General features: G+C 30.3%; 29 protein-coding genes. All 29 read right to left on the bottom strand.

Going from position 1 to position 21,934, the window contains the following annotated elements; genetic code table 11:
* Nucleotides 1-25: 25 nt before the first annotated feature.
* The gene (locus tag ACKXGF_RS07545; protein WP_411953199.1) at nucleotides 26-670 is read right to left on the bottom strand and encodes a hypothetical protein; all 645 of its coding nucleotides are present in this window, start codon (nucleotides 668-670) and stop codon (nucleotides 26-28) included.
* Nucleotides 663-2,708 carry a hypothetical protein gene (locus tag ACKXGF_RS07540; RefSeq protein WP_411953198.1) on the bottom strand — a complete coding sequence of 682 codons (2,046 nt, stop codon included), beginning with the start codon at nucleotides 2,706-2,708 and terminating at the stop codon, nucleotides 663-665. The genes ACKXGF_RS07545 and ACKXGF_RS07540 overlap by 8 nt, the downstream gene beginning before the upstream one ends.
* A gap of 36 nt (nucleotides 2,709-2,744) precedes the next feature.
* Nucleotides 2,745-3,125 (bottom strand): hypothetical protein, encoded by a 381-nt coding sequence (locus ACKXGF_RS07535; RefSeq protein WP_411953197.1) that lies wholly within the window; start codon nucleotides 3,123-3,125, stop codon nucleotides 2,745-2,747.
* Nucleotides 3,126-3,134: 9 nt separating this feature from the next.
* The gene (locus ACKXGF_RS07530) at nucleotides 3,135-5,468 is read right to left on the bottom strand and encodes a phage tail tape measure protein (RefSeq protein ID WP_411953196.1); all 2,334 of its coding nucleotides are present in this window, start codon (nucleotides 5,466-5,468) and stop codon (nucleotides 3,135-3,137) included.
* 20 nt (nucleotides 5,469-5,488) lie between these two features.
* The gene (locus ACKXGF_RS07525) at nucleotides 5,489-5,791 is read right to left on the bottom strand and encodes a hypothetical protein (RefSeq protein ID WP_411953195.1); all 303 of its coding nucleotides are present in this window, start codon (nucleotides 5,789-5,791) and stop codon (nucleotides 5,489-5,491) included.
* Between the two features lie 59 nt (nucleotides 5,792-5,850).
* Nucleotides 5,851-6,318, bottom strand: a complete 468-nt coding sequence (locus ACKXGF_RS07520; RefSeq protein WP_411953194.1) for a hypothetical protein — start codon at nucleotides 6,316-6,318, stop codon at nucleotides 5,851-5,853.
* Nucleotides 6,319-6,375: 57 nt separating this feature from the next.
* Entirely contained in the window at nucleotides 6,376-6,969 is a 594-nt protein-coding gene (locus ACKXGF_RS07515; protein WP_411953193.1) for a hypothetical protein, read from the bottom strand.
* Between the two features lie 25 nt (nucleotides 6,970-6,994).
* The gene (locus ACKXGF_RS07510) at nucleotides 6,995-7,369 is read right to left on the bottom strand and encodes a hypothetical protein (RefSeq protein WP_411953192.1); all 375 of its coding nucleotides are present in this window, start codon (nucleotides 7,367-7,369) and stop codon (nucleotides 6,995-6,997) included.
* A complete protein-coding gene (locus ACKXGF_RS07505; protein WP_411953191.1) occupies nucleotides 7,369-7,851 on the bottom strand; it encodes a hypothetical protein in 483 nt (160 codons plus the stop codon). Before ACKXGF_RS07505 ends, ACKXGF_RS07510 begins: the two co-directional genes overlap by 1 nt.
* The gene (locus ACKXGF_RS07500; RefSeq protein WP_411953190.1) at nucleotides 7,851-8,171 is read right to left on the bottom strand and encodes a hypothetical protein; all 321 of its coding nucleotides are present in this window, start codon (nucleotides 8,169-8,171) and stop codon (nucleotides 7,851-7,853) included. Before ACKXGF_RS07500 ends, ACKXGF_RS07505 begins: the two co-directional genes overlap by 1 nt.
* Nucleotides 8,168-8,626 carry a DnaT-like ssDNA-binding protein gene (locus ACKXGF_RS07495; protein WP_411953189.1) on the bottom strand — a complete coding sequence of 153 codons (459 nt, stop codon included), beginning with the start codon at nucleotides 8,624-8,626 and terminating at the stop codon, nucleotides 8,168-8,170. Before ACKXGF_RS07495 ends, ACKXGF_RS07500 begins: the two co-directional genes overlap by 4 nt.
* 9 nt (nucleotides 8,627-8,635) lie before the next feature.
* Nucleotides 8,636-9,016, bottom strand: a complete 381-nt coding sequence (locus ACKXGF_RS07490; RefSeq protein ID WP_411953188.1) for a Rho termination factor N-terminal domain-containing protein — start codon at nucleotides 9,014-9,016, stop codon at nucleotides 8,636-8,638.
* Nucleotides 9,017-9,077: 61 nt separating this feature from the next.
* Complete coding sequence (locus ACKXGF_RS07485; protein ID WP_411955536.1) at nucleotides 9,078-9,998, bottom strand: DUF5309 family protein; 921 nt, start codon at nucleotides 9,996-9,998, stop codon at nucleotides 9,078-9,080.
* 29 nt (nucleotides 9,999-10,027) lie between these two features.
* Nucleotides 10,028-10,663 carry a hypothetical protein gene (locus ACKXGF_RS07480; protein WP_411955535.1) on the bottom strand — a complete coding sequence of 212 codons (636 nt, stop codon included), beginning with the start codon at nucleotides 10,661-10,663 and terminating at the stop codon, nucleotides 10,028-10,030.
* A gap of 372 nt (nucleotides 10,664-11,035) precedes the next feature.
* Nucleotides 11,036-12,010 carry a phage minor capsid protein gene (locus tag ACKXGF_RS07475; protein ID WP_411955534.1) on the bottom strand — a complete coding sequence of 325 codons (975 nt, stop codon included), beginning with the start codon at nucleotides 12,008-12,010 and terminating at the stop codon, nucleotides 11,036-11,038.
* Nucleotides 12,011-12,020: 10 nt separating this feature from the next.
* Complete coding sequence (locus tag ACKXGF_RS07470; RefSeq protein ID WP_411955533.1) at nucleotides 12,021-13,472, bottom strand: phage portal protein; 1,452 nt, start codon at nucleotides 13,470-13,472, stop codon at nucleotides 12,021-12,023.
* Nucleotides 13,473-13,488: 16 nt separating this feature from the next.
* The gene (locus tag ACKXGF_RS07465) at nucleotides 13,489-14,910 is read right to left on the bottom strand and encodes a terminase (protein WP_411955532.1); all 1,422 of its coding nucleotides are present in this window, start codon (nucleotides 14,908-14,910) and stop codon (nucleotides 13,489-13,491) included.
* On the bottom strand, nucleotides 14,897-15,739 hold the full coding sequence (locus ACKXGF_RS07460) for a hypothetical protein (RefSeq protein ID WP_411955531.1): 843 nt from the start codon (nucleotides 15,737-15,739) through the stop codon (nucleotides 14,897-14,899). The genes ACKXGF_RS07465 and ACKXGF_RS07460 overlap by 14 nt, the downstream gene beginning before the upstream one ends.
* Nucleotides 15,740-16,357: 618 nt before the next feature.
* Entirely contained in the window at nucleotides 16,358-17,002 is a 645-nt protein-coding gene (locus ACKXGF_RS07455; protein WP_411955530.1) for a hypothetical protein, read from the bottom strand.
* Complete coding sequence (locus tag ACKXGF_RS07450; RefSeq protein ID WP_411955529.1) at nucleotides 16,989-17,678, bottom strand: hypothetical protein; 690 nt, start codon at nucleotides 17,676-17,678, stop codon at nucleotides 16,989-16,991. Before ACKXGF_RS07450 ends, ACKXGF_RS07455 begins: the two co-directional genes overlap by 14 nt.
* Nucleotides 17,679-17,817: 139 nt before the next feature.
* Nucleotides 17,818-18,192 carry a hypothetical protein gene (locus ACKXGF_RS07445; RefSeq protein WP_411955528.1) on the bottom strand — a complete coding sequence of 125 codons (375 nt, stop codon included), beginning with the start codon at nucleotides 18,190-18,192 and terminating at the stop codon, nucleotides 17,818-17,820.
* Nucleotides 18,193-18,456 carry a hypothetical protein gene (locus ACKXGF_RS07440; protein WP_411955527.1) on the bottom strand — a complete coding sequence of 88 codons (264 nt, stop codon included), beginning with the start codon at nucleotides 18,454-18,456 and terminating at the stop codon, nucleotides 18,193-18,195.
* A 524-nt stretch (nucleotides 18,457-18,980) separates the two neighbouring features.
* Nucleotides 18,981-19,349: a hypothetical protein gene (locus tag ACKXGF_RS07435; RefSeq protein WP_411955526.1), complete on the bottom strand. Its 369-nt coding sequence runs from the start codon at nucleotides 19,347-19,349 to the stop codon at nucleotides 18,981-18,983.
* A 98-nt stretch (nucleotides 19,350-19,447) separates the two neighbouring features.
* Nucleotides 19,448-19,759 (bottom strand): DUF5658 family protein, encoded by a 312-nt coding sequence (locus ACKXGF_RS07430; protein WP_411955525.1) that lies wholly within the window; start codon nucleotides 19,757-19,759, stop codon nucleotides 19,448-19,450.
* 3 nt (nucleotides 19,760-19,762) lie between these two features.
* Nucleotides 19,763-20,290 carry a hypothetical protein gene (locus ACKXGF_RS07425; protein ID WP_411955524.1) on the bottom strand — a complete coding sequence of 176 codons (528 nt, stop codon included), beginning with the start codon at nucleotides 20,288-20,290 and terminating at the stop codon, nucleotides 19,763-19,765.
* Between the two features lie 15 nt (nucleotides 20,291-20,305).
* Nucleotides 20,306-20,923: a hypothetical protein gene (locus tag ACKXGF_RS07420; RefSeq protein WP_411955523.1), complete on the bottom strand. Its 618-nt coding sequence runs from the start codon at nucleotides 20,921-20,923 to the stop codon at nucleotides 20,306-20,308.
* Nucleotides 20,924-21,016: 93 nt separating this feature from the next.
* Complete coding sequence (locus ACKXGF_RS07415) at nucleotides 21,017-21,436, bottom strand: hypothetical protein (protein WP_411955522.1); 420 nt, start codon at nucleotides 21,434-21,436, stop codon at nucleotides 21,017-21,019.
* Nucleotides 21,433-21,594: a hypothetical protein gene (locus ACKXGF_RS07410; protein WP_411955521.1), complete on the bottom strand. Its 162-nt coding sequence runs from the start codon at nucleotides 21,592-21,594 to the stop codon at nucleotides 21,433-21,435. Before ACKXGF_RS07410 ends, ACKXGF_RS07415 begins: the two co-directional genes overlap by 4 nt.
* Nucleotides 21,595-21,694: 100 nt before the next feature.
* Nucleotides 21,695-21,931, bottom strand: a complete 237-nt coding sequence (locus ACKXGF_RS07405) for a hypothetical protein (protein ID WP_411955520.1) — start codon at nucleotides 21,929-21,931, stop codon at nucleotides 21,695-21,697.
* Nucleotides 21,932-21,934: the final 3 nt, after the last annotated feature.

The raw sequence follows: 21,934 nt of genomic DNA, 5'->3' as shown, positions 1-21,934 counted from the left end.
GATAATATCAACGCTCCGTTATTGCTTATATTTTCTTTATTGTTGGTCTTACATCTGTGAATTCTATATTCGCATCATCTATCTTATTTATTTTTAATAATTCTAATTGGTTATCTTCAATATCATCTATATCAATCACTTCCAATGATTCCGTTTCATCGATAGTCAAAACATATTCGCTATTACTTAAAGTTGTTAAATCAAAAGATAATTCAATTTTAGAAGTTAATTCAACAATCTCACCCATAATATTGTATTTACCCGCTTCAACTTCAAATCTTTCAAAACCTTCATCATATAATGATAACAAACTATCCTTGTTGTCTTTCGTGTAAATAAAATTACCAAACATATTATAGATAATTATATGAATTTGTTCCTCAACTATATTTGTAATTTTACTATTCTCACGGTCAATTAAATTAGGATTATAACCCTGTGTAATCATAAAGTCTCCGTTATTTTCTATGAATATAACCTTATCTCCGACTTGCGGAATATAATTACCACCTTGCACCCTTACATCTGTGTAGGTGTTTCCTTTTATTTTAACGCTAGCAGTATGCTCTTCATTATTGTAATAAGTAATAGTTGCTGGTGTTTGTTTTTCTACTTTTTCATTTATTTGGTTATTTGATAGATTTAGTAATTGTTGTCTTAAGCTACTCAACGCTATCACCCCCATAATATGACCTGCATATAATTCTAGTTTTAAAATTATCTCCGAGTGTCTGCTTTATACCAATAATAACCCATTTATTGTTGTTATCTATATTTAAATCGGCATTTAAAACCGTTATAATATCATTTTTTTCAACAGGAGCGAGGGTATTAACAGTAAAATCTAACTCATAGAATCCTTGCATATTTTGTTGCATAAGCTCTTTACTGTAATCAATAACGGCTGGTTTTGTTTTATGGATAGTAGTCGTAAATTCTTTCGTTTTTTCACCTATTGTTTCCATCAAATTAGAATCTTCTTGAACAACCTCAATAATATCGTCATACAGTCCATTTGTTTTAACGACTATTCGGCTATATGTTCCTTCTTCCTTAAACTTATACTGAGAGATAACATCGCTATTTAGGTTATAAACTATATTTGTTGGTTTAATAATTTTCAACTTATACTTACCATCTAATCCATAATAAAATTTAACGGATGGATAATACTCTATGATATCTTTAATTATATTACCTAATGTATCTTCACTGTATTTTTTACCAGGATACATTAAATTAGTAGTATCAAAATCAATATCATCAACGGTTATATCAGGGTGTTTCAGTAAAATCGTTTGGATGGTATTTTCTAATGTATCTTCAAAAAGTGTTAGTGGTTCTATTTTCTTATCTAGTTGAGCTTTAGATTTACTTATTGCTTTAAGCGGAACTTGTTTATTACCAGATTGTTCTTTCCCTAGCAAAAAACCTCTATATAGAGTAAATTGTTCTTCTGGCTCAACTGGAAAATCAGCAGATACCTCTATTTCTCTTCCAGTTCGTATAGCAACATCTTTTAATGTTTTATTAATTGTTGTTAGCATTTCTTTATCGTTATCATTCTCAACAAAGAAATTAGCGTTTAATTGTGGATTAACTGCATTTTCATTTAAATCTATTGTCATTCTTGCTATTTTCTCTTCTATATTGTTCCACTTTATCTCGGTTATTTTATCTGTAATAGTCGTAAATTCTTGCCATTGGGTGTCATTAAAAGCTAATATATGCAACGTATCAGTTTCATCATAATAGTGTAATAGTGTCATCGGTTCAAATAGAAAATCACCTATATAAACCTCACCATTACTATCTTTTCGATATAATGAAACACCTTCAACATAATAAAATGTGTCGGAAATATCATCATAAATCCATCTATGTAAATCGTCATACCAATCATATTTTTCGTTATAAAATTCTAAGTCTTGTTCATTCACAAAACTTATTTCTTGTGAAGCGGTATTAAATTTATAAAAGTATGGCTCACTATCAAAACCATCTGGCTGTGTATAATAGTAAATATTATTTTTAAAAACTATCATTTTTTCATCACCGTTGTTATCGCCTGTATCCAACTCACTAATTAAAGTAAAATTAGTTAAATCAGTCGATTGAACTAAATAAGCTGGCGACTGATTATGTTCCGACAAAATCATATAATATATGCCATTAACTTTACATATCAATCTTTTCCCTAAGCCCAAAAATCCAAAAGGTATTTCTTCTGGGTCAAAATCAAAGCTTAATTCTCGACTATGTAAAACACTATAATCATCATCTTTGGTTATGTAATATAATATATTTCCGTAATTACCACCTAAACTATTAGAATAAAAATATAGATTATCATTATCAATAAAAACTTCTTCATCATCAATACTATCTTTATAATCTATTTCAGATATTGTAATGGTATTATTAACTAAATCACTTTCAAAAATTTGTACAACATCTCCACTTTCGTTATAAGAATCCCCATATGCTTCATCAGGATTAACCACTATATACCTTCCATCACTTAACCTATGGATATTTATCCAACTAGCAGTATCACGGTTGATTGAAGAAAACGATTGATAAGTATCAGCTATACGTTCTTCTGAAACTGTGGTTGAGCTTACTTCCTCTTTCCATTTAAAGTTAATATACGGTAAAACTTTATGTTTTAACTCTAAATATTTTTTTATATTTTCACTTATATCCATTTAAACACCACCCAAAAATAATAAAGAGCCATCATATTAGACGGCTCTTACAGTTAGTTCTACATATTCCACATAATTAAATCCTTCAGCACCAAAGTCTATATCTGCAATTTTAATATCAACAGTTCTTCCAAAGGTAAAAGTTAGGCGATAATGCTTATTATTATTAACGCTATCTAAGTATAGTTGCTCTAGATAATCGGCTCTGTCGTGAGTTACTAAGTTTTCCCTTATCTTTGCTTCTCCTAACATTCCACTTTTGTAAGCAGTTAAAGTATTGCCATTTATTCCTTTTGCTTTTACTACTTCTCTTTTAAAAAAGTTTCGACCTGGTGCTTCTTCTGCTAATAATTCATCTAATGTATCAGCTATTAAGTTACCATCAGTATCTATTTTTTGTATTGTTAAAAATTCCATAGTATCACCCTACAATTCCATATTGTCTTCATCTTCTAGTATTTCAATTAACATATTTCGTGCTTCATCTTTATCCAAAGCATATAAGTTAATTGTTCTATTATCTTGGCTTTGTCCTTCTTCATCATTAACACTTTCACCATTATTATCAGTTGCTAATGCTAAATTAGGTTGAGCCATATTTATAGCAGAGCCTACACCTTCTAGTGCATCATTAACACCTTTATGTAAATTCTTCTTACCTTTATTTACACCTTCGGATAGTGTTGTCATCATTTTACTACCATTATGTGTTAATTGGCTTAATGGTCCTTCTTTCGCATCCGAGAAAGGTAATAAATCTCTAACCTTTTTTAACGCACCAGATATAGCTTCTTTCGGTTTATTTATGACACTTTTAATACCATTTACTAATGTCGTTATAATTTTCTTACCAGATTCGAACATATTTTTTCCAAAACCTGTAATGCTATCAATGATATTTGTAAAAATTCCTACAATAAAATCTTTTATCTTAGAAAATTGAGCGAATATCTGGTCCTTAAATTTTAAAAAGAACTTAATCGCTATACCTAATACACCAAAAATTAAATACCAGTTTTCTTTCAAGAAATTTACAAAATTACTTAAATGAGTACCGATGTTGGAAAAGAAACCTACAACTTTATCAACTAGCCAATTAACTAAATCAGCAATACCTAAAAAGTTGTTCTGGTAAGCAGTGTATAGTAAAGTTAAAACACCTATAATAATACCAACAGGTCCAGTCATAAACGTAAATAATGTTCTTAAAATAGGCATTAATCTACCTAAAACCCCAAACACTTTCATAAAACCTTGCACCAGCATTGCAATAGGTCCAACAATTGTTGCTATTACCGTTGCAATACTACCTATAATGGCTACAAATTTTGCAACCGCAGGATTACTTAATAATTCAGTTAAAATATCAAATAGTGGTTTTAAAGCCTGAAAAGTATCAGCAATTATTTTAAATATTTCAGCTCCTAATGGTGCTAATGTCTTAATTGCTGTCGCCTTCATTCGATTAAATTGGGCTTCCATACTTTCCTCATAGTTTTCGTTCATATCTTCTGTTGTTCCTTCTGCATTACCTACCATATTGCTGTTTTGGTCATTAGAGATTGCTCTTACAAAATCAACCCCACCAGCTTCTAGTCCAGATTCGCCCATTAGAGATTGGGTTATGTTTTTTAATTTAGTATCATCTTTTACGTTACCCATAGACTCAATTATTTCGTTATAAGCATCTTTTGCTTCTGGCCCGCCTTTTTTAATTCTTTCTATTAAGTCGTCATAATCTAATCCTAGTGTCTGGAGTGTTTCTTGTACTTCACTACCACCTTCTGTTACTAGGTCATACATTTCTCTAAATGAATCCGCTACATAATCGGAGTTATAAGCGCCACCTTCTTTCACACCAGCAGATATAATGTTAGACATATCTTTTTCCGAATAACCCATCTGGCTGAAATCGTCTGAAAACTCACTGTAAGTATCTAATAGGTCATCATAGCTGTCGCCTGTATTCTGTGCTGTTTTAGCAATCAAATCCATATTTTCAGATGCTTCACTACCAAAACTATTAGTCATACTACTTGTAGCTCTGATGCTTTCTTGAAAGTCATACCCAAACGTTTTATTAAGTATTAAAGCTTGGTCAGTCACCTGTCTTAATTCATCGCCCACCAGACCAGTCTGACGTTTAACTCTTTGCGTAGCATCCGCTACCTCACCGAACTCGCCACGACCTCTGGAAACTAAATCTTCACTTACTCCTAATGCATCCTCGTAATCCGCTTCATTTCCTAATTGGTTTTTCAGATTTGTTTTAACTTGGTCTTTACTCATTGCCATCCAAGCTAAGCCAGTTCCAGCACCAGCCATAGCACCACCAGCAGCTGCGGTATCTAAACCACCGCCACCATCTTTTATTTCTTTATTTACATCTTCAATTTCATTCGCTGTCTTTTTAGCATCGCCAATCATATCTTTACTACTTTTACTGTATTGTCCAGCCATCTGTTTAATATGTCGTTCAGAATTTCCTATGGTTCCATTTATTTTTTTAAATTCCGTTTGTACTCTACCTGCATTTTTCTTTAAATCTGTTCCAATGTCATCGAAGGACTTACCAATTTTACTCACATCTTCTTTTATTTCTTTTTGTGCATCCTTAAACTCTCTGCTCATATCTTGTACTTGTTTGTTTATATCCTGCACAGAGCTTCTAGTCTGGTTTTGTATCTTTTCCCAGCCTTTTTTGTATTTCTTATATTCAACTTTTAGTTCTCCGAAAAGCGTTCCAACTTTTAATGCCAAGGGTTACACCCCCTTTTTATTTATTTGTCTTTTTTATTACTTCCACCTAAAAACTTTTTAAGTGCTTCAAATCCACCAGAACCTTTTTCTTCTCTTGGTTTTATGTATAACTTTTTAATCTGTTTATTTAGGTTATCTATTAATCTTCTTCTATTTTTAACGTGCGGATTAGATACAATAGCTTCTTCAATCACTTTCTCTTGATAAAAAACTCTTAAATATGATTTACTAATATCCTTACAATCGTATAAGTCATATTCATCAACATCATATAAAGATATTTTGTTTTTAATAGATATCTCACTTCGCATTTCTCTTAACATAAGTTCAAAATCATTTAAAACTTCATTAAAGTTTTTGTGACTTTTAGCTTCTTTTTTCTTTACCTTTTTGTACCTATAAGTTCTCTTACGGAAGGCACCTTGCTCATAAAAAAATCAATATTCACCTTAACAACGCAAAGTAAAATATTGACTAAATCTTCAATGTCGTAATTGTCTTCAAATTCCTCTTGGCTCATATTTACCTTAGTTGCTGTAAAAATAATTTCTAGTACATTCGGATACTGATTAACAACTAATTGATAAATATCATTAAAGAATTCTTCATTAATTTCCTGACCTTCCTCTTCATTTTCACTAAAATCGAAAAACTTTTTAAATTCATCTTTATTGTTATCTATAATGGTTTTAATCGTTCCCCATTGTTTTAGTTTCATAGGTTTTAACTGTACATTTTCTATGTCTTCATCTTCCATTTTTATTTCAAATAACTTTCCGCTTTTCTTTTCTAAGATATCTTCTGTGAAAGCTTTTAGAAATTTAATTATTTTAGTATCTTCAACTTGCATTTTTTATTCACTCCTATATAAAAAGGGCTGGAATATAATCCAACCCTGTTAATTTATTTATTCTGATTGTTGGTTTTCAAAACTACCTTCATTGTCTATAAATTCATCTTCCCAAGAGCCAATCTTTCCGTACTTATTCTTCGGCTTACCATCAACTAAGAAGGTTACTGGAAAGGCTTGCACTTCCACCTCATAAGCTTGGTCTTCAACACCGTGGAAAGTAAACTCTGGGTCATTAACAACATTACCTTTATAAAAAATAATGTCTTCGCTGTCATCTGATACATCTAGCGGAGTTGCGTAAAATACATAAGCGTTCTTTCTTAAACTGTAACCATTAGCTACGGTGAAGTTTAAAGTTTCGTTTTCTTCATCGAACTCAAAGTATGGTAGCGCTCTTGCCATTGTGTCTAAACTATAATCATATGTACTAAATGCAATCTTGATATTAGCACCATTTACCTTAATGTCGTGGATAGCTCCACCGCTTTTGTAAGTCTGCTTTTCACTTCTAATTGCTTCAATCATTAATCTTACCCCTTCTTCATTTACTTCTGCAAAAGGAGTCTTTTCAATTGTACCTGGGTCCATTTCTGGGTCTTCACCTGGCACAAATTTTGCAATTCCTATATCATAAATTCTTACTGTCATAAGATATTCACCTCATAAAATATTTTTAATCTTGATTCATTTTAAATAAAACACGATAACGATAAATCACTCTGTTATCTTGTTCTTCCTGTTGTCCTACGGATTGACCTTCATCGTAACTTAATACAATATAAAAGTTTTGCTCCGTATTGTTCGGTAAATAATAATAATATTTTCTTCCTAATAATTTTCTTAAGTCTTTACCAATTTCTTTTGCCTTGCTTTTGTCTTTTGCTAATATAATAAACTCGACTGGTTGTACAAACTTTTTCCCTTCATCGTAGCCATCATCTTCAAAAATTTGAATTTGATAATCTTGCTTAAAAGGAACAGTCTTTAAATAAGTGTCGTTAAATCCATTATTTATTAAAAAACGGGCTAAATTGTCTAGAAAATCCATTACTTTTTAGCCTCCTTTTTGCCTTTTACAAACTTAATATTTTTCTTTAAATACTTATCTAAATCTTGCATATTTCTTTTTAAGAAATACCTTTTTGCACTTGGATGGGAATAACCTTTAACCTTAGTTCCATCCTTCCATTCACCTTCGTGCATAGGTATAACATAATTAGTGTTATAACTTACTGTAGTTAGTATTTCTTTTTCACTTTTCTTTAGCTTTAATTGTTTCTTACGCCATTTTCTTTTGGTTTTCTTTCGCTGTACTTGTGCTATAAGTTTGCCATCTTCATCTAGTGCAAGACCAGAGTTCATCATTGCGTATGTATCTCGTGGAATGTCTTTACGACTATCTTCTAATAGTTTTTCACTTGCTTCATATATCACTCGTTTAGTACGTTTTAATGTATCTTTCTCTACTTTTTCTAAATCCTTCATAAACTTTTTAAGTTGTTTATTGCTTATAAAATCACTTTTAGCCATTATTTACACCACACAATATAAGTAATAGGTAATCGCTTATTTAATGGATTAATGGTTTTCACTTCTATTACTTGGTATTCTTCTTCATCATCCGCATTTAATTTTATATAATCATCTAGTGTTATTTCTTGATTGGTTTCTAGTTTTATTTTGGAATTCAACAATTGTATTTGTGTTCCATCTATTGCTTTTTCAACTATCTTACTACTTGGTTGGTAATTACATTTAATGGTTTTGGTATCTACAATGGATAAATTACCTTTATAGTCATACGACCCATCAGTACGATTTAAAATAGCTGTATCACGATATAAAATCATTTTAATCGCCCTATTTTAAGTAATAATGGACTAAGCAATTGTCTGGTTTCAGTAGATAAAGGACTTACACCATTTTTATAATTACCAGAAGCGGTTCCTAGATTAAAATTAGATAAACCATTGGATTGATTAATTTGATGAATGTATTTATCTTCATTTAGAAATAAAAAAAGAGCTTCTTCAAAAGTAGCTCGTTTAACTTCTATCGGTATAAAATACTCACCGTTTTCATCTTTATCTATTTTTCTAGGAAACTTTAACGATTGTGATTTTAGTGATTTACTAGACTTAAATATACATTTATCAACGTTTTGTGTGGCTTTAACTAGATAACTTTCTTTGTTTGTTACCTTATCCCATTCATCTTTTAATGGATGTGTAGTGAAGTGACTATCCGCTTCTTCTACACTTACATAACAATTAGCATCTTTACCTTGCAGAGTAGTATCTATCATTTATATCACCTACTCCATATTTTCTAAGATTAAATTTATTAATTCTTCTTCTTTTAGTTTGCTATAACCTGAAATACCCATCTCTTTACATTTAGCTTTAAGCTCTTTTACAGTTAATGCTTCCAGTTCATCATATTGGCTTTCCTTTGTCTTTTCTTCCGCTTCATTTTCATTACCTTGTTCGCTTTCTTTCTCATTCTCATTAGCTTCATTATTGTTATCCGATTTATCTTCGCTTAATTCATCTTCATTTACGCACTCAACATCATCAATTTGTATTAATATATTTTTTAAATATTCATCTTCTGTTTTAAATTGACCATCTTCAAATACAACATTTAATGACGGAATACTTAGTTGTTTAAATTTATTTGTTTGTAATAAAAACAATTTATATCACCTCTTTAAAAAATGAAAAGGGAAGGGGAATTAAGCCCTTCCTCAATCACTTCTAGTATTTAGCGTTAGTAATAACACCGTGCCAAGCTTCGTGACCAAACTTAAATGTTTGTTCAGTCGCCATCTCTTGATACACTTGTAAGCCAGATTTTTCTTCTGGACCTTCATATAAGTTTTGACCGTGTGTCGGTAAAACGTTAATTTTGTTTTTGTCCATTTTAGAAACTAATACAACATCCTCTGGGATAGTTTGGTCTAGTACAACATCTACCGCACCAAATACAGTTATAATGCGACTAACTGCTAAACCACCCTCTGTACGACTTGCAGGTTCTACTCCATAAATCTCATTGATTTTTAAAAGTAATGGAGCATTAACAAAAATAACGTGATTACGTAGCTTACGCTTTGTATTCTTAACTATTTTTCTTAAAACGCCATCAGGTCCTTCAATGTGCTGTTTAGTTAATTCTCCAGAATTAAATCCACCAGAACCATCTTCAGTTCCTGCATTTACAACGTTTGTAGATACAGCAGTTATCAAACCGCCAGTTTTACGAACTTTATTACCGTCTCCATCAGATTTTTTACCTGTTAAAATGGATTCGTTGATTTGACCTTTAATATCACCATATTTTTCAGCTTTATGGAGCGTTTTAATTTGCTTCCCATTTTCAACTGCTAACTGAGATGTAGAATAATCAACGGCTTCGTGGTAGATTTGTGTGTAGTTACTAAAGTTATCTCCACCAGTGAAAGTATCGCTTTCTTGTTTTCCTTGACCTTCCGCATTGTCTTTATTAGAGTGGTCATTATTAAATTTTTCGCTCCATTCGATTCGAGTCGAGTTAATTGTTTCAACCCCACGAGCTAATACCATACTGTAAAAAGGAGTGTCATCCCAATTATGTAAAGCAAAGTTTCTTAAATCTTCTGGTAAATTTCTTACATCGTAAGTAGTATTTATTGGCATAATTCATTTCACCTCATAAAATATATTATTTATTTTTGTTCTTTCATTTTTTCAGTGATTTCCATTGCCAAAATAGAATCACCTTTTTTATATGCTTCATCTAGTTGTGCTTCTAAACTATCAGCTTCTTCACCATCAGCAGTTGTAGAAATAGAAGTTTGTTGTTCGCCATTATTAACAACTCGCTTAAATCCAAACTCGCTTAAAGATTGCTCAAAGGCTTCATATTCTTTTTTAGCATTATCAACAAAGTTTTCATCATCAGTATCAAGCTTTCCAACTACTATATCTGGTAATTTATAACCCAGCTCTTTTTCCGCTTCTTTAACCTTTTCTAACTTTGTTTCTTGCTTCTTATATCCATCTACTTTTTCCTCGGCTAACTTTAACTTATCTTTCAATTCAAGCTCATTGCTTTCAAGCTTTTCAACTTTTCCTTCTAATTCTTTAATCTTATCTAAATCTTCTTGTTTGCTTTCTGGCTCTTTATTTACTTTTGCTTCTAGTTCAGTTTTTTCATCTTCTAGCTTATCAATCTTTCTTAAGTATCTCGCAGAACGTTCTTTTAACTTTTCTTCAAATTCAGCTTGTGTAAATTTCTTTTCATCATCATCATCCGAAAAAAATTGTAAATTTAAAGGTAATAAGTTATTTTGTTTTGTCATTTTGTCCTCCCGTTTAAAGACCGTCGTCTATAAATTCCTAGTGTTGTTTATTGTCCTCATAGTTTTGGACAGTTATCATCTATATAGGTAAAGGGTTTTCTAGAATACCCTTTTTAATAGGCTCTAATAAGATTAAAACCCATTAAAAAAGACACTCTAAAAAGTGTCTAAAAAATCGGAATCTATACTCTTTTAAAATTAACTAATATAAGATATACAAATAAATAAAATATATTATATGGTTTTAATTATTGGTCCTAATAATATAAATAACTCTTAAAAGATAGTTAATAAATCTATTTATGTATATGGTTAGTATACTATTATATGTGTCCAGTTTTTATACATTGTAATTCCATATATTACCAATAATTAAATACTAGTTAATATATTACCATTTTCAGCTTGTTCATTGCTTACTAATCTCTCTGGATGATTACAATTTAGATGTTGAAAACCTCTATCTCGTAAGTAATCAATGGATAACGCTTCTAAAAAGTTATCATCAGCATTTCGACCAATAAACACAATATGACCTTGCACATCTTTACAAATATCACATACAGCATTTCTTGAAGGAATTTCAGCATAATATTGACCGCTTCTTTCCGCTTCCTCTTCCGTTGCTTTCCTATGTGCTTTTTGAATTTGTCCTTGATAGACCATCTTAATATAATTTTGTGGTTGATATTTACGATTACCATTAGGTACAACATATCTTATACCTTCATCATTTACTGATTGCATTAGTCTATCTGTTATCTCTTGCCTTGTCTTTCCTTGAGCTATCCATTGGCTTACCTTATCTTCCAATTCATCTTTCATTACTTCGGCTGTTCTTTCCCCAGTGGAACTTTTAGCCGATACTATGAATTGTTTAGCTTCATCTATAAATTCTTCAGCTACATCTAAATCATTTCTATTTATTTTACCTTTTATATAATCTAGATTTTCTTTGGTAGCAAAGCCATCTATATTATCAATGTAGTCTATAATTTCATCCATTTGGTTCGGCTCTGTGTTTGGTCTTAATGTAATATTGTTATCACTAGCATTTTGATTAGTATATAAATAACCAAAAGCAAAGCCGACTAAAATGGCAAGTTCAACATCATTTTCTATCTCATTGTAACTTTCATCAGCAACTTTCTGAACTTCTTCTTCCATTGTTTCAAATTCATTTTGTAAAGCTTGTTCATCATATCCATACAACTCTATGTAATCTAATATTAAATCCAATTGTTCCTGGGTTAATGTCTCCATATCTTCTTTCGCTAATTCCATTAACTCTTCTATACTTTCAATTTTCTGATTAAAAAATTGAGAAAACATTTCTAGGTAATCCATATAACATCACCTAACTATTAAAATTTAACCGTTTATTTTGGTTCTTCATAATTGTGTTATTCATATTGTTTGCTATTCTGTCTAATATTTCATCTACTTGCTCTTGTGTGTAGTTGTATTGTTCTTTTAATATTGTTTCTAGGTCAAAACCAATGTTTTTCATTTCTCTCGCAATTTGAGACTTTTCTAGTTTATCTTCTGGATAAAATTCATCCCACATAATATCAACTTTTTCTGGACTGCTTATCCTTTTATTCGGCTGATATTTAGCTTCCCACAATTGGACAACATATAATATATTTTTTAATGAGTAATCAAAGTTACGTCTTAATCTTGCTACTTTATTTAGGGTAGAAATAATACGCATAGTTAAAGCTCTACCGCTTTCTGGTCCATTACCACCAGTTTGGGAACTACCTAACAACTCTGGTGAAATTTCCATTAATGATAACAACTGATTAACAGCAAACTTTAATAATTCCAAGCTATCAGTTGTTTTAGCATCCCAAGTAAGCATTTCAACCATAGGCTGTTCATCTCCATCACTTTCAACACGAACGACTTCAACCTCACCTATATTGACATATTTATTCCCTTCTTCATCTTCTTCAACGTTTTCATCTTCAAACATTGAGTCAAATACAGAACCAGATAATACTAATCTCGGATTACCGTGTTTCTTGAATATATCAATTAGTTGAGTAATCAATTCGTTGATAATCTTTTGTATCTTCTCACCATCAACATAATCGCTTTGTCCATATATTTCACCAGGAACGACTAAATTAGGTACGTGCTGAATAAGAAAAGCATTTAGATTGTGTTGTACAGTTTTAGTTAAGCTTTTTTCCAATGCTTTTTCATCTAGATTGTCCTGTGTAGTTAATTCCGCATTGTAGTAATATTCCTCAACTGAATTTCTTGTAATTATCTTTTGCTTGTAATACTCTTTATCTTCAATTTCTATCTTGGATTGAATAATATAAGCTTGTATTTTCCTTTTATTAACTTCATCAGTCTTGATAATTACGTGTTTAGGATGAATGAAATGTATAATATATTCTATATCTTTTATGTTGGTTATTCGGCTACCGTCACCATATTCTTCAAATTCTTCTAAATTAACGATATCAACACCAATAAAACAATCACCGAGGTAAGAAGCACCTAATACGAATTCTTGTAATTGTACATCTAGCTTATTGTTAAATATCACTTCTTCAATAAACTCTTGATTATCTTTTTCTGGCACCATATATCTTGGTGGATTTTTAGCCAACCCATCAGCCATAACTTTGGATGCTTTTCTTAGATAATTAAATGAAATATATTTTTTCTTTTTATTATCTTCTACATCATACACATCAGCGTGTTCATCGTTAAATAGCTTCTCATAGCGCTCATATTTATCTTTCCTTTTCTTCAGATTACTTTTTTCTACATCCGTTAGCTTAATTACCATTTTCTTCACCTGCCTTTTAATCCCAACCGAGAGCTTGGTTTAATTTATTTCTGTTTGTTTCTATTGTTCGTTTTGGTTGCTTCTTATTATTTAAGCTGTAAATTCCATAGCGTAAAGCGTCACAACCGTGGTCATCTTTCTTTACAACTTCTTCTTCACCGTTATCTTTCCATTTGTATGTGTTTAATTCTCTTAATAAGTTATTGCATTTCTCACTTATGTATAATTTAGGTTCGGATGTTTCATCTTCTTCATCATAGTGGAAGAAAGACCTAACAGCACGAATACCTATACCAACTAATTTTTCACTATGTTCAACTGGTCTAATTCGCTTTATCTTTCGCTTTTTATACGCTTTAATTGCACTTGGGTTAGAGTTATCAGCTATAACCATTTTTACATTATATTTTTTATACCACTTATAATCTAAATCGTGCCAGTTTTCTTCATCATCTCTATCACTCCACTCGTTTATTTCTTTTTTGTATATTTCATCTATGACATACCATTTATCATCATATGTTTGTCCAACGAGTAGAGATACACCAAAGTTTCTAAAACCCCAGTCTTTAAATATGTAGTAATGTTTAAATTCTTCTTGCTCAATTAAATCATTTATACAATCTGCTTTAACAACGTGTTTTTGCTTATTAAAGTTGTCATATACCTGACCTTCAAATATATCAACACGACTAAATATTTCTCTATCAATATCTCTTTTAGGCATTTCTTTCATTTTCTCTAATACTTCTTCTCTTAACCCTGGTACCTTATCATTATCTAATGAAGACCAATTAAAGTTCGCATATCCTTTATTGCTTTTAAAATCTTCATAATCCCCACCAATATCAATCCAATTACCTTGGGTGAGAATATCCCAATAAAACCAATTCTTCCCCTCACTTGTGGTGGTCCAAATTGTCCAACCTTGCATATCCAATAAACCTTGTCGTAGGTTTCCATTCCATACAGTTGGTTTAAATTTAGCTCCTTCATCTCCCCAAAGCCCTGCTATTGGTCTTGAAACTAATTGCCTTTGATTATCAGCAGATTTAAAAGCAATCAACACATCACCTTTAAGGTAAATATACTTTTTAGATAAGTTAATATCTTCAATGTGTTCTTCGGGTATAACAAGTGATAATTCATTCATTTGAGTTTCAGTTAGTGAGTAGTAAGGGGCAATGCACCAATATTCAAGTTTTGGTTTTTGTATTTTATCTGCTTTACTTGAAGACTTCTTCCAACCTGGAACGCTTTTACCTTGCTCTATGTCAGCTAATATACTATCGTAAAATTTTCTAGCTGCTACTGCTGTTTTTCCACCACGTCTTCCAGTAAAGATAACAATATTTCTTGCTTCACATTCCATTACATACTCTTGAAATGAATGGGGTTCAAATGTATCAAATGGGTCAATACATTTAACTTGTGCCATTGTCATCACCATCTAATTTCTTTTTAGTCCATCTTCTAATATGTATTTCTTGTTCAAGGTTGTCGTCTTGTTTTTCTCTTTGCTCTAACTTCCATTTAATTAAATCAGCTTTATCTTTTAGTAAAGACCTTAATGTAGCAAAAGCTGTTGTATAGTTTTTATATCCATCAGTTTCTATATCCGCTGGTTCTTTTTTATTTATGAGCAATGTTAATTTACTAATCATACGGTCATACATATTGATTGTATTTTCCAATTCATCTTTTTCTATATCAGTCAATAATTGTGTTAGTTCATCTAATTCTTCTATTTTGTCGTAAAACATTTTATATTTTTCTTTTAACTTTTTAATTTCTCGACTATCTTGACCGTGTTGCAAAGCGTGGCTATTATCTTTTAATCTTGGGTCATTTTTTACCCTCCCACCTTGCTTTCTTTTGCTTGTGCTTTTTACTTTTCCTCTGTGTGTAGAACATCTACCATTTGTATTACCATAATCATCTTGACTAGGTAATTTAGTACAAAAACCAGTGAATCCATTTTGCTTATCTGTTGTACTATTGCACTTTCCTTCTTCTCCAAGTAAAATACAAGCAATTTTCAAGCCAATCTCTTTATTCCATCTATTTGGGGTTTTTATTATATTTAAGTCATTTTTTAAAATTCTATTTAGCTTTCTATTAGCTTTTTGTAAGCTTGTTTTGTTTAAATCACTTTGTTCATATACTTCTTTTAATTCATCTAAATCATATGTATCTCTTATTTTTCTTCCTGTTATTTTTTCTAATTCTTTTAGTGTGTAATCCTGTCCATATATGGTAAGTTTCACTTTAATTCACCTTCCTCTTCTCTTTAACACTCCTTTTCCTTACTTAAAGTTTGATGCCAGTTTTAAAGGCATTGATTGGTTGTTGCGTTTTTTTATAAACTAAAAAACCACCGCAATTAAGCAGTGGTTATATTTACTAGCGCTAATAAATATATTTTATTTTAAATTCTCTCTCAACTATATAGACGATTTTTTCGCTAAATTTGTCTCATACTATTCTTAACATTTAAAATCTAAACGTTTATTTCTTAAACGTTTAAAAACTAAACGCATATATTAATAATAGTATAATTAATTTAATCATTTTAGATTTTATATTATATGTTAAGTATTAAATAAGTCTGGTCCAGGGTCCTGATAATATAAAGTACATTTAAGTTCGTTAAAGATTACACGCAAAATTTTTCGGAATCTATACTATTTTTAATACTCAATAAGTTATTTATACAAATTAATATAATGTATTATATGATTTTAATTATTGGTTCTAATAATATAAATAATTCTTAAAAGATTATAAAATAATCTACTTATGTATCTGGTCCGTATACTATTATATGTGTCCAGTTTTTATACACTGTAATTCCATATATTACCAATCCGCTTCATATCAACTTTCTAGAGGGTAGGCATTTTTAAATTTAGTAGGTTATATAAATCATTAAAGCTGTAAAACTCACTAAATTTAATTGCTATACCATCACTTTTAGCTGGTGTTTTTGGTCCTAACAAATCACCTATAAAGTAATGGAACGCTCTATTTTGGTCTCCACTTTTCCAAGCTTCACGAATTAGATGTGGTCTAGTGACACCATATAAATAAACTGTTTTTGTCTTAGGATTATACCCCATAGCAACAAATAAAGGCACTTTATCATTATGTTGGTAGTAATCAAATAGTTTAACCCATTCCTTCATATAAAGCGGAAAATTCCAATTACCCTTTGGAGCATAATTTACATAAAACTGTTTAGATTTTATTTCAACTTCAATCTGCTTTCCTTCGCTTTCTATCCACACATCAAATCCATTACCTTGTTTAAATGTTCTATTATGTTTTACTTTATAGCCATTTTGTTGAGCATAAATAATAAAAGCATATTCGCAAATGTATCCAGACTCAATCTGGTTTTCAACATCTTTTTTAGTCGAATTAAAATTACACTCTTTATCAAATAACTTCTGCTCTTCCTTAGCCATTTGTATAACGTGGTCTGGTACATCAATTTTTATCGGCTTATAATTAGGTTTAATCTGCTTCATATTCGCCAACTCCACGTAAATATGAAACAAATTCATAATATATTTTATTAGTCGGATTATTTTCGTAATCCTGTATGTAATCTTCTCCGAATTTCTCTTTTAATAGATTATTAAGTACATTAAGACCAGTATTAACATTACGATAAAGTGTTGCACGACTAATACCATACATATCAGCTAATTCTTTTCCAGAGTGTATTTTATTATAAAAATCAACAAAAGAATTAATTATCTGGCTTATCTTTTTATCGGTTAAGTGGTTAGTGTTTTCTTGTATGTAATTAAAAAATATATTATATAATTTATCATTTATCTTTCCATTATTTATATAAAAAATATTAGCTTCATTTTCATCTTTTAATGTATCAACCAAAACATTATAATCACGCCATTCACGATTATACTTTTTCCAATTGTAGTCCTTCGTGTAATTTTCAAATATCATCATAAAATAACGGTTATATTTGTTAAAATTAACAACTTTATTTCTAAACCCTTGCACTGTTTCAAGCTTTTTGTATAGCTTTAAGCGTAAATCGTTAAGTATTTCATCCATATCGTTCGGGTCAAAATTGTGTCGCTTTACCACAAAATAAAATCGCTTGATGATTAGTTCAATACTATCTGTAATTTCATAATCATATGTCGTTTCATTATTCATTTTTTCATTTAACATAATTGTCTTAACTCCTTATTTGTTTTATTTATCAACTCCTTTCGTTTTTAAGAAAAATCTCTATTTATAAAATTTGATATTAAATTATACAATGGTTTTAAATAAAATAAAAAAAGAGTGGGGAAGACCCACCCTTTGACTAAATGACTTGTTCTTCCGTATTATGTTGTTCGCTATGTAGTTTCAACCAAGTCATTTTACTTTCCCATTCCTCTTGCTCTTGCATTTCTCTTTCCTCTTCCAGTTCCATATTAGCTTCATTCATATGTAAATCCTCAAAAATTGTTGCGTTTTGAAAAGCTGTCTCAATATCCGCTTCATCTAACTCAATATCGTGCTTATAAGCTATGTATCGTACCTCTGCTAATGTATCAGCTTGTTTAACCTTATTCTTTAATTGATTAGGGAAAAGACTTACTAATTGTTCCTTATCAAATGCGTTTAATACGATTGGCTCCTGTGTGTTTTTGTGTAGGTTTGGTAGTGTATCTACCTTTTTAATATTTAATGACATTTATACCATCTCCTTTGCGATTTCAATTTGTTGATTAATATTTCGTTCTAATTCATCTAGTTTCCATTCAAGGTTAAGCTCATCCATACCAGAAGTATGTACTCTACTAATAACCGCAACTGGCTGACTATCATCATCTATGCTAACAACATATTCACCAGTCCCATAGTTCCAAGTTCCATCTTTCCAAACTAAAATCTTATCGTAGTTATCTTCCAAAATTTCTTTTTCCAATTTGTTTCTGTTTTTAATTTCAAATAACATAATTATCATTCTCCTTAAATATTTTATAGTTTTATTATTTTGCCGACCCATACCCTATGACGAACTTCGTCATTTACTCCTAAAAAAAAAGTTTATTTATTTAATTGATACTAAAGTTTAGCACGGTTTTAATTTTTGTCAAAATCCGCTTAAACCCTTGATTTAACAGCTTTTTATTAAGTGTTAATTAATTATATAATGGTTTTAAAAAATCTCCAAATTTCATTATATTTCTATTTTTTAAAGCTGATATTGAATTATATAACGGAATAAGATTTTGTCAAAATACGCTTAATTTTACTGTTAAAATCGTTAAAAGTAGTCTCATTTGGTCTGTCTATACGTTGCTTAATAAATATTCTAGTTTTCTTGTTATTTCTGCTTGTTAGACTAATTGTTATATCTGGCTCGATGTAGTATTTATAACCAGTTTTAGTTTCTTGTGTTTTATAAGGGGTTAATGTTTTTAACATTTTATTGTGTAAATCTTGTAGTTGCTCCACTGTAATGTATGTCCTATTCATTTAAATAACCTCCATAAAATGATGCCCATTGATACAATGTAGAGTAAAATCAACCTTTTCAACCAATTGGTTATCTGAGGGATTAGGAAAATAAGTAATACTACAAATCGTATTAGGGTATTTAAAAAATGTATTATTAGTTAGTAGAACTTGTCCTTCAACTACACCCAATAAAGCATAATAAATGTCATCAGTTTGATTTCCCAATACATCTTGATTAACAAAAACAGAATGTATATTTTGTGTTTTGCTAAAAATTTTAACTTCATCAATTATCTGCTTAATTGCATTTTCTTTTGTTGTTTTATCTTCCTGTAATTTTTGTCTTACTATTTGTAAATCTTGGCTAGTTGTTATAAAAGCTGTCATTTTTAAATTCCTCCTAATTAATAAGATAATAAATTATACAAGAGGATTAAAAATAATCAAAATTCGTATGGTAATAATTTACAAATAAAAATACCATCCTAAAAATATAGAATGGCATAAGAAGTAACGATAATATGCTGAGTAATTATTAAACAATATACTATAAAGGCAAACCACAAAAGCCGATTAAACAATTTACTATGTAAGTTGTAACAAAATACAATTAGCATTACGCTAAATATTACTTTAATACCAATAAACCAAAATGGACTATTAGACCATACCCAACGCATTATAGGGTTTAATTCCCACGCATAACCAATATGTAATCCAATTGCTGTTAAGATTGCATCTAGTACATTTAATACAGCTAGACTTATTATAAGTGCATTAGTTTGTATTGCTCCCACCTCCTATATTCTTTCCGCTTTATTAAAGCTTATATTTTTAAATTCAATACCTTTTTCTTTAATTAGGTAATGTATGCCTATTAAAATTGATTCAGCCATATCATCACTAATTTTTTCATCATCTGGTATATGTAATAAATCTCGTACAATCTGAACAGATGACTTCTTACTAATCCATTCTTTTATGTTGAATAATTTCCTCATTGTTGCTTGCCAGCTAGTAGGATATACCACTTTAAAATCAATATCTTTCATATAACACTCCATAATAATTTGATATTGCAATCTAACTAACTGCTTAAATGTTTGTTTATTACCACCAGCATAAACTTCTTCCAGAACCACTTCGTTATAATCAAATTGATTTATCTTATCCACCAACGGTTGAAACGTATATGGATAATGCTCTTTACCTTTTCCTTTTTTCAAATTATATTTACCAAACTGTATTAATTCCGCTTCATCTCCGTTTATTTTCCACTGCGCTAAACCTGTATTAGTTGTACTTTGGTCTAGACTTAGTAGATACATACAGGAAAAGCTGGACTATTCTGCCCAGCTAAACCTTTTAACATTGTTATCCTCTTTTTTTAGATTTGTGTGCGGTTCAGTTTGGTTAAATATTTGTGGTTCAATATATGGTTCTGATTTTGTTATAGAGTGCTGTAATTCCCTTTTCAGAGTGTATCGTTCTGCCCGTGCTATTAGCCTTGCGTATTCTGGAAAGCTTAAATAAAAGGTCATAGTGTTATTATTTTTACCTGTTGGATGAACGGTTCCTGTTTTACCTTTTCTTCCATCCTGATTACTAATCTGAATTGCCATCTGATTACCCTTTTGATAAAGCTTAAAAATACGACATACTAAGCGTTGGTCTTTATAACTACCTTTAATATCTCTGTATACATTTCGTTTTTCTCCTTCTAGCTCTTCGCTATGGTTATAAAGTAATTTAGTATTACCTGTCTTAAAAAACATTGTAATGGTATCCATATCTGCTTTATCCAAAAATGCTTCAACTAAATCTGACCTTTTACCTTCATTATCAAGTTTTAGTATTTTGATTATAAACTTCTGCTTTTCTTCTACTTCCATATCGCTAAATAATCCTTCTAATACCAAAGCACTCGACTTGCGAAAATACCTATCTAGTAATTCACACATAATAAATCGCCTCCTGTTAATATGTGATAATGAATTATACAACGGAAACGAAAAATAACTAAATTTAGGTAAAAAAATAGAGCAGTCGTTTGACTACCCTAAATATGGTCTAAAATTATAACCGCAAGTATGTATCATTGTATTTTCTTTACTAAATAGATGTATTTCCTCTAAATTAATATAATGAAACCCTAGAACTTCAACATCACCAAAAGAAGTTGTAATGTCATTTACATTATCACTAACATTATAAGAATCGAATATCTTCTTAATATGCCTTTCATTCACAGGATTAACTTGAATCATTAAATCATTATCTAGGCGTGTATTTTCAACGTGAAATTGAATGAATTTTTCTACATTTTGTACAGTTAATATTGGTAGTTGGTGAAACATAGCTTTCAATAGAATATTTTCTAATTTTTCGGCTTCAACGAATGTATCACTTGAATTATCTTCTTCATTTTCAAAAAAATCATACTTTAAATTTGCTTGCTCTTTTAATGTAATCATTTAGTACCAATTTCCTTAAAATAATCTGCATAACTTGTATTTACTCCTTTATATACAACCTCTTTATCATCTCTTTCCTCAACCCTATCTAAAGGTTTTCTTTCAACTTTAATTCCATCTTCGTGTATAGTCATTTTAGTTTCAAAAACGTATGACACTTTTAACCATCTCCTATGTAATTTTTAGTTTATACTGAATTATATCTTCAAAATGATTTTTCTCCAAAAATGACATAAAAATAGAGCAGTCAATCGACGACTACTCCACTTCAACCATATAATTGCGATAGTCGTAATCTGTCGAGAACCACGGAAATCTGTTGAAAAAGAACTTATTAAAGTTATGTATATTCACACCATAATATTGCTCTAATTCGCTCTCTCTAATCTTGTAATACATTTTCTTGTATGTATCAAAATCAAACTGTGATGTATCTAATTTATATTTATTGACTGCTATATTATATTGTTCATTTAGCTTTTCATTCTTTCTCATTTT

Origin of the sequence: Alkalibacillus sp. S2W, assembly GCF_046764385.1 — a bacterium.
GTDB classification, from domain to species: Bacteria; Bacillota; Bacilli; order Bacillales; family Alkalibacillaceae; genus Alkalibacillus; species Alkalibacillus almallahensis.
The sequence above is the reverse complement of the archived record's forward strand: the minus strand, read 5'-3'. Positions and strand labels throughout refer to the sequence as shown.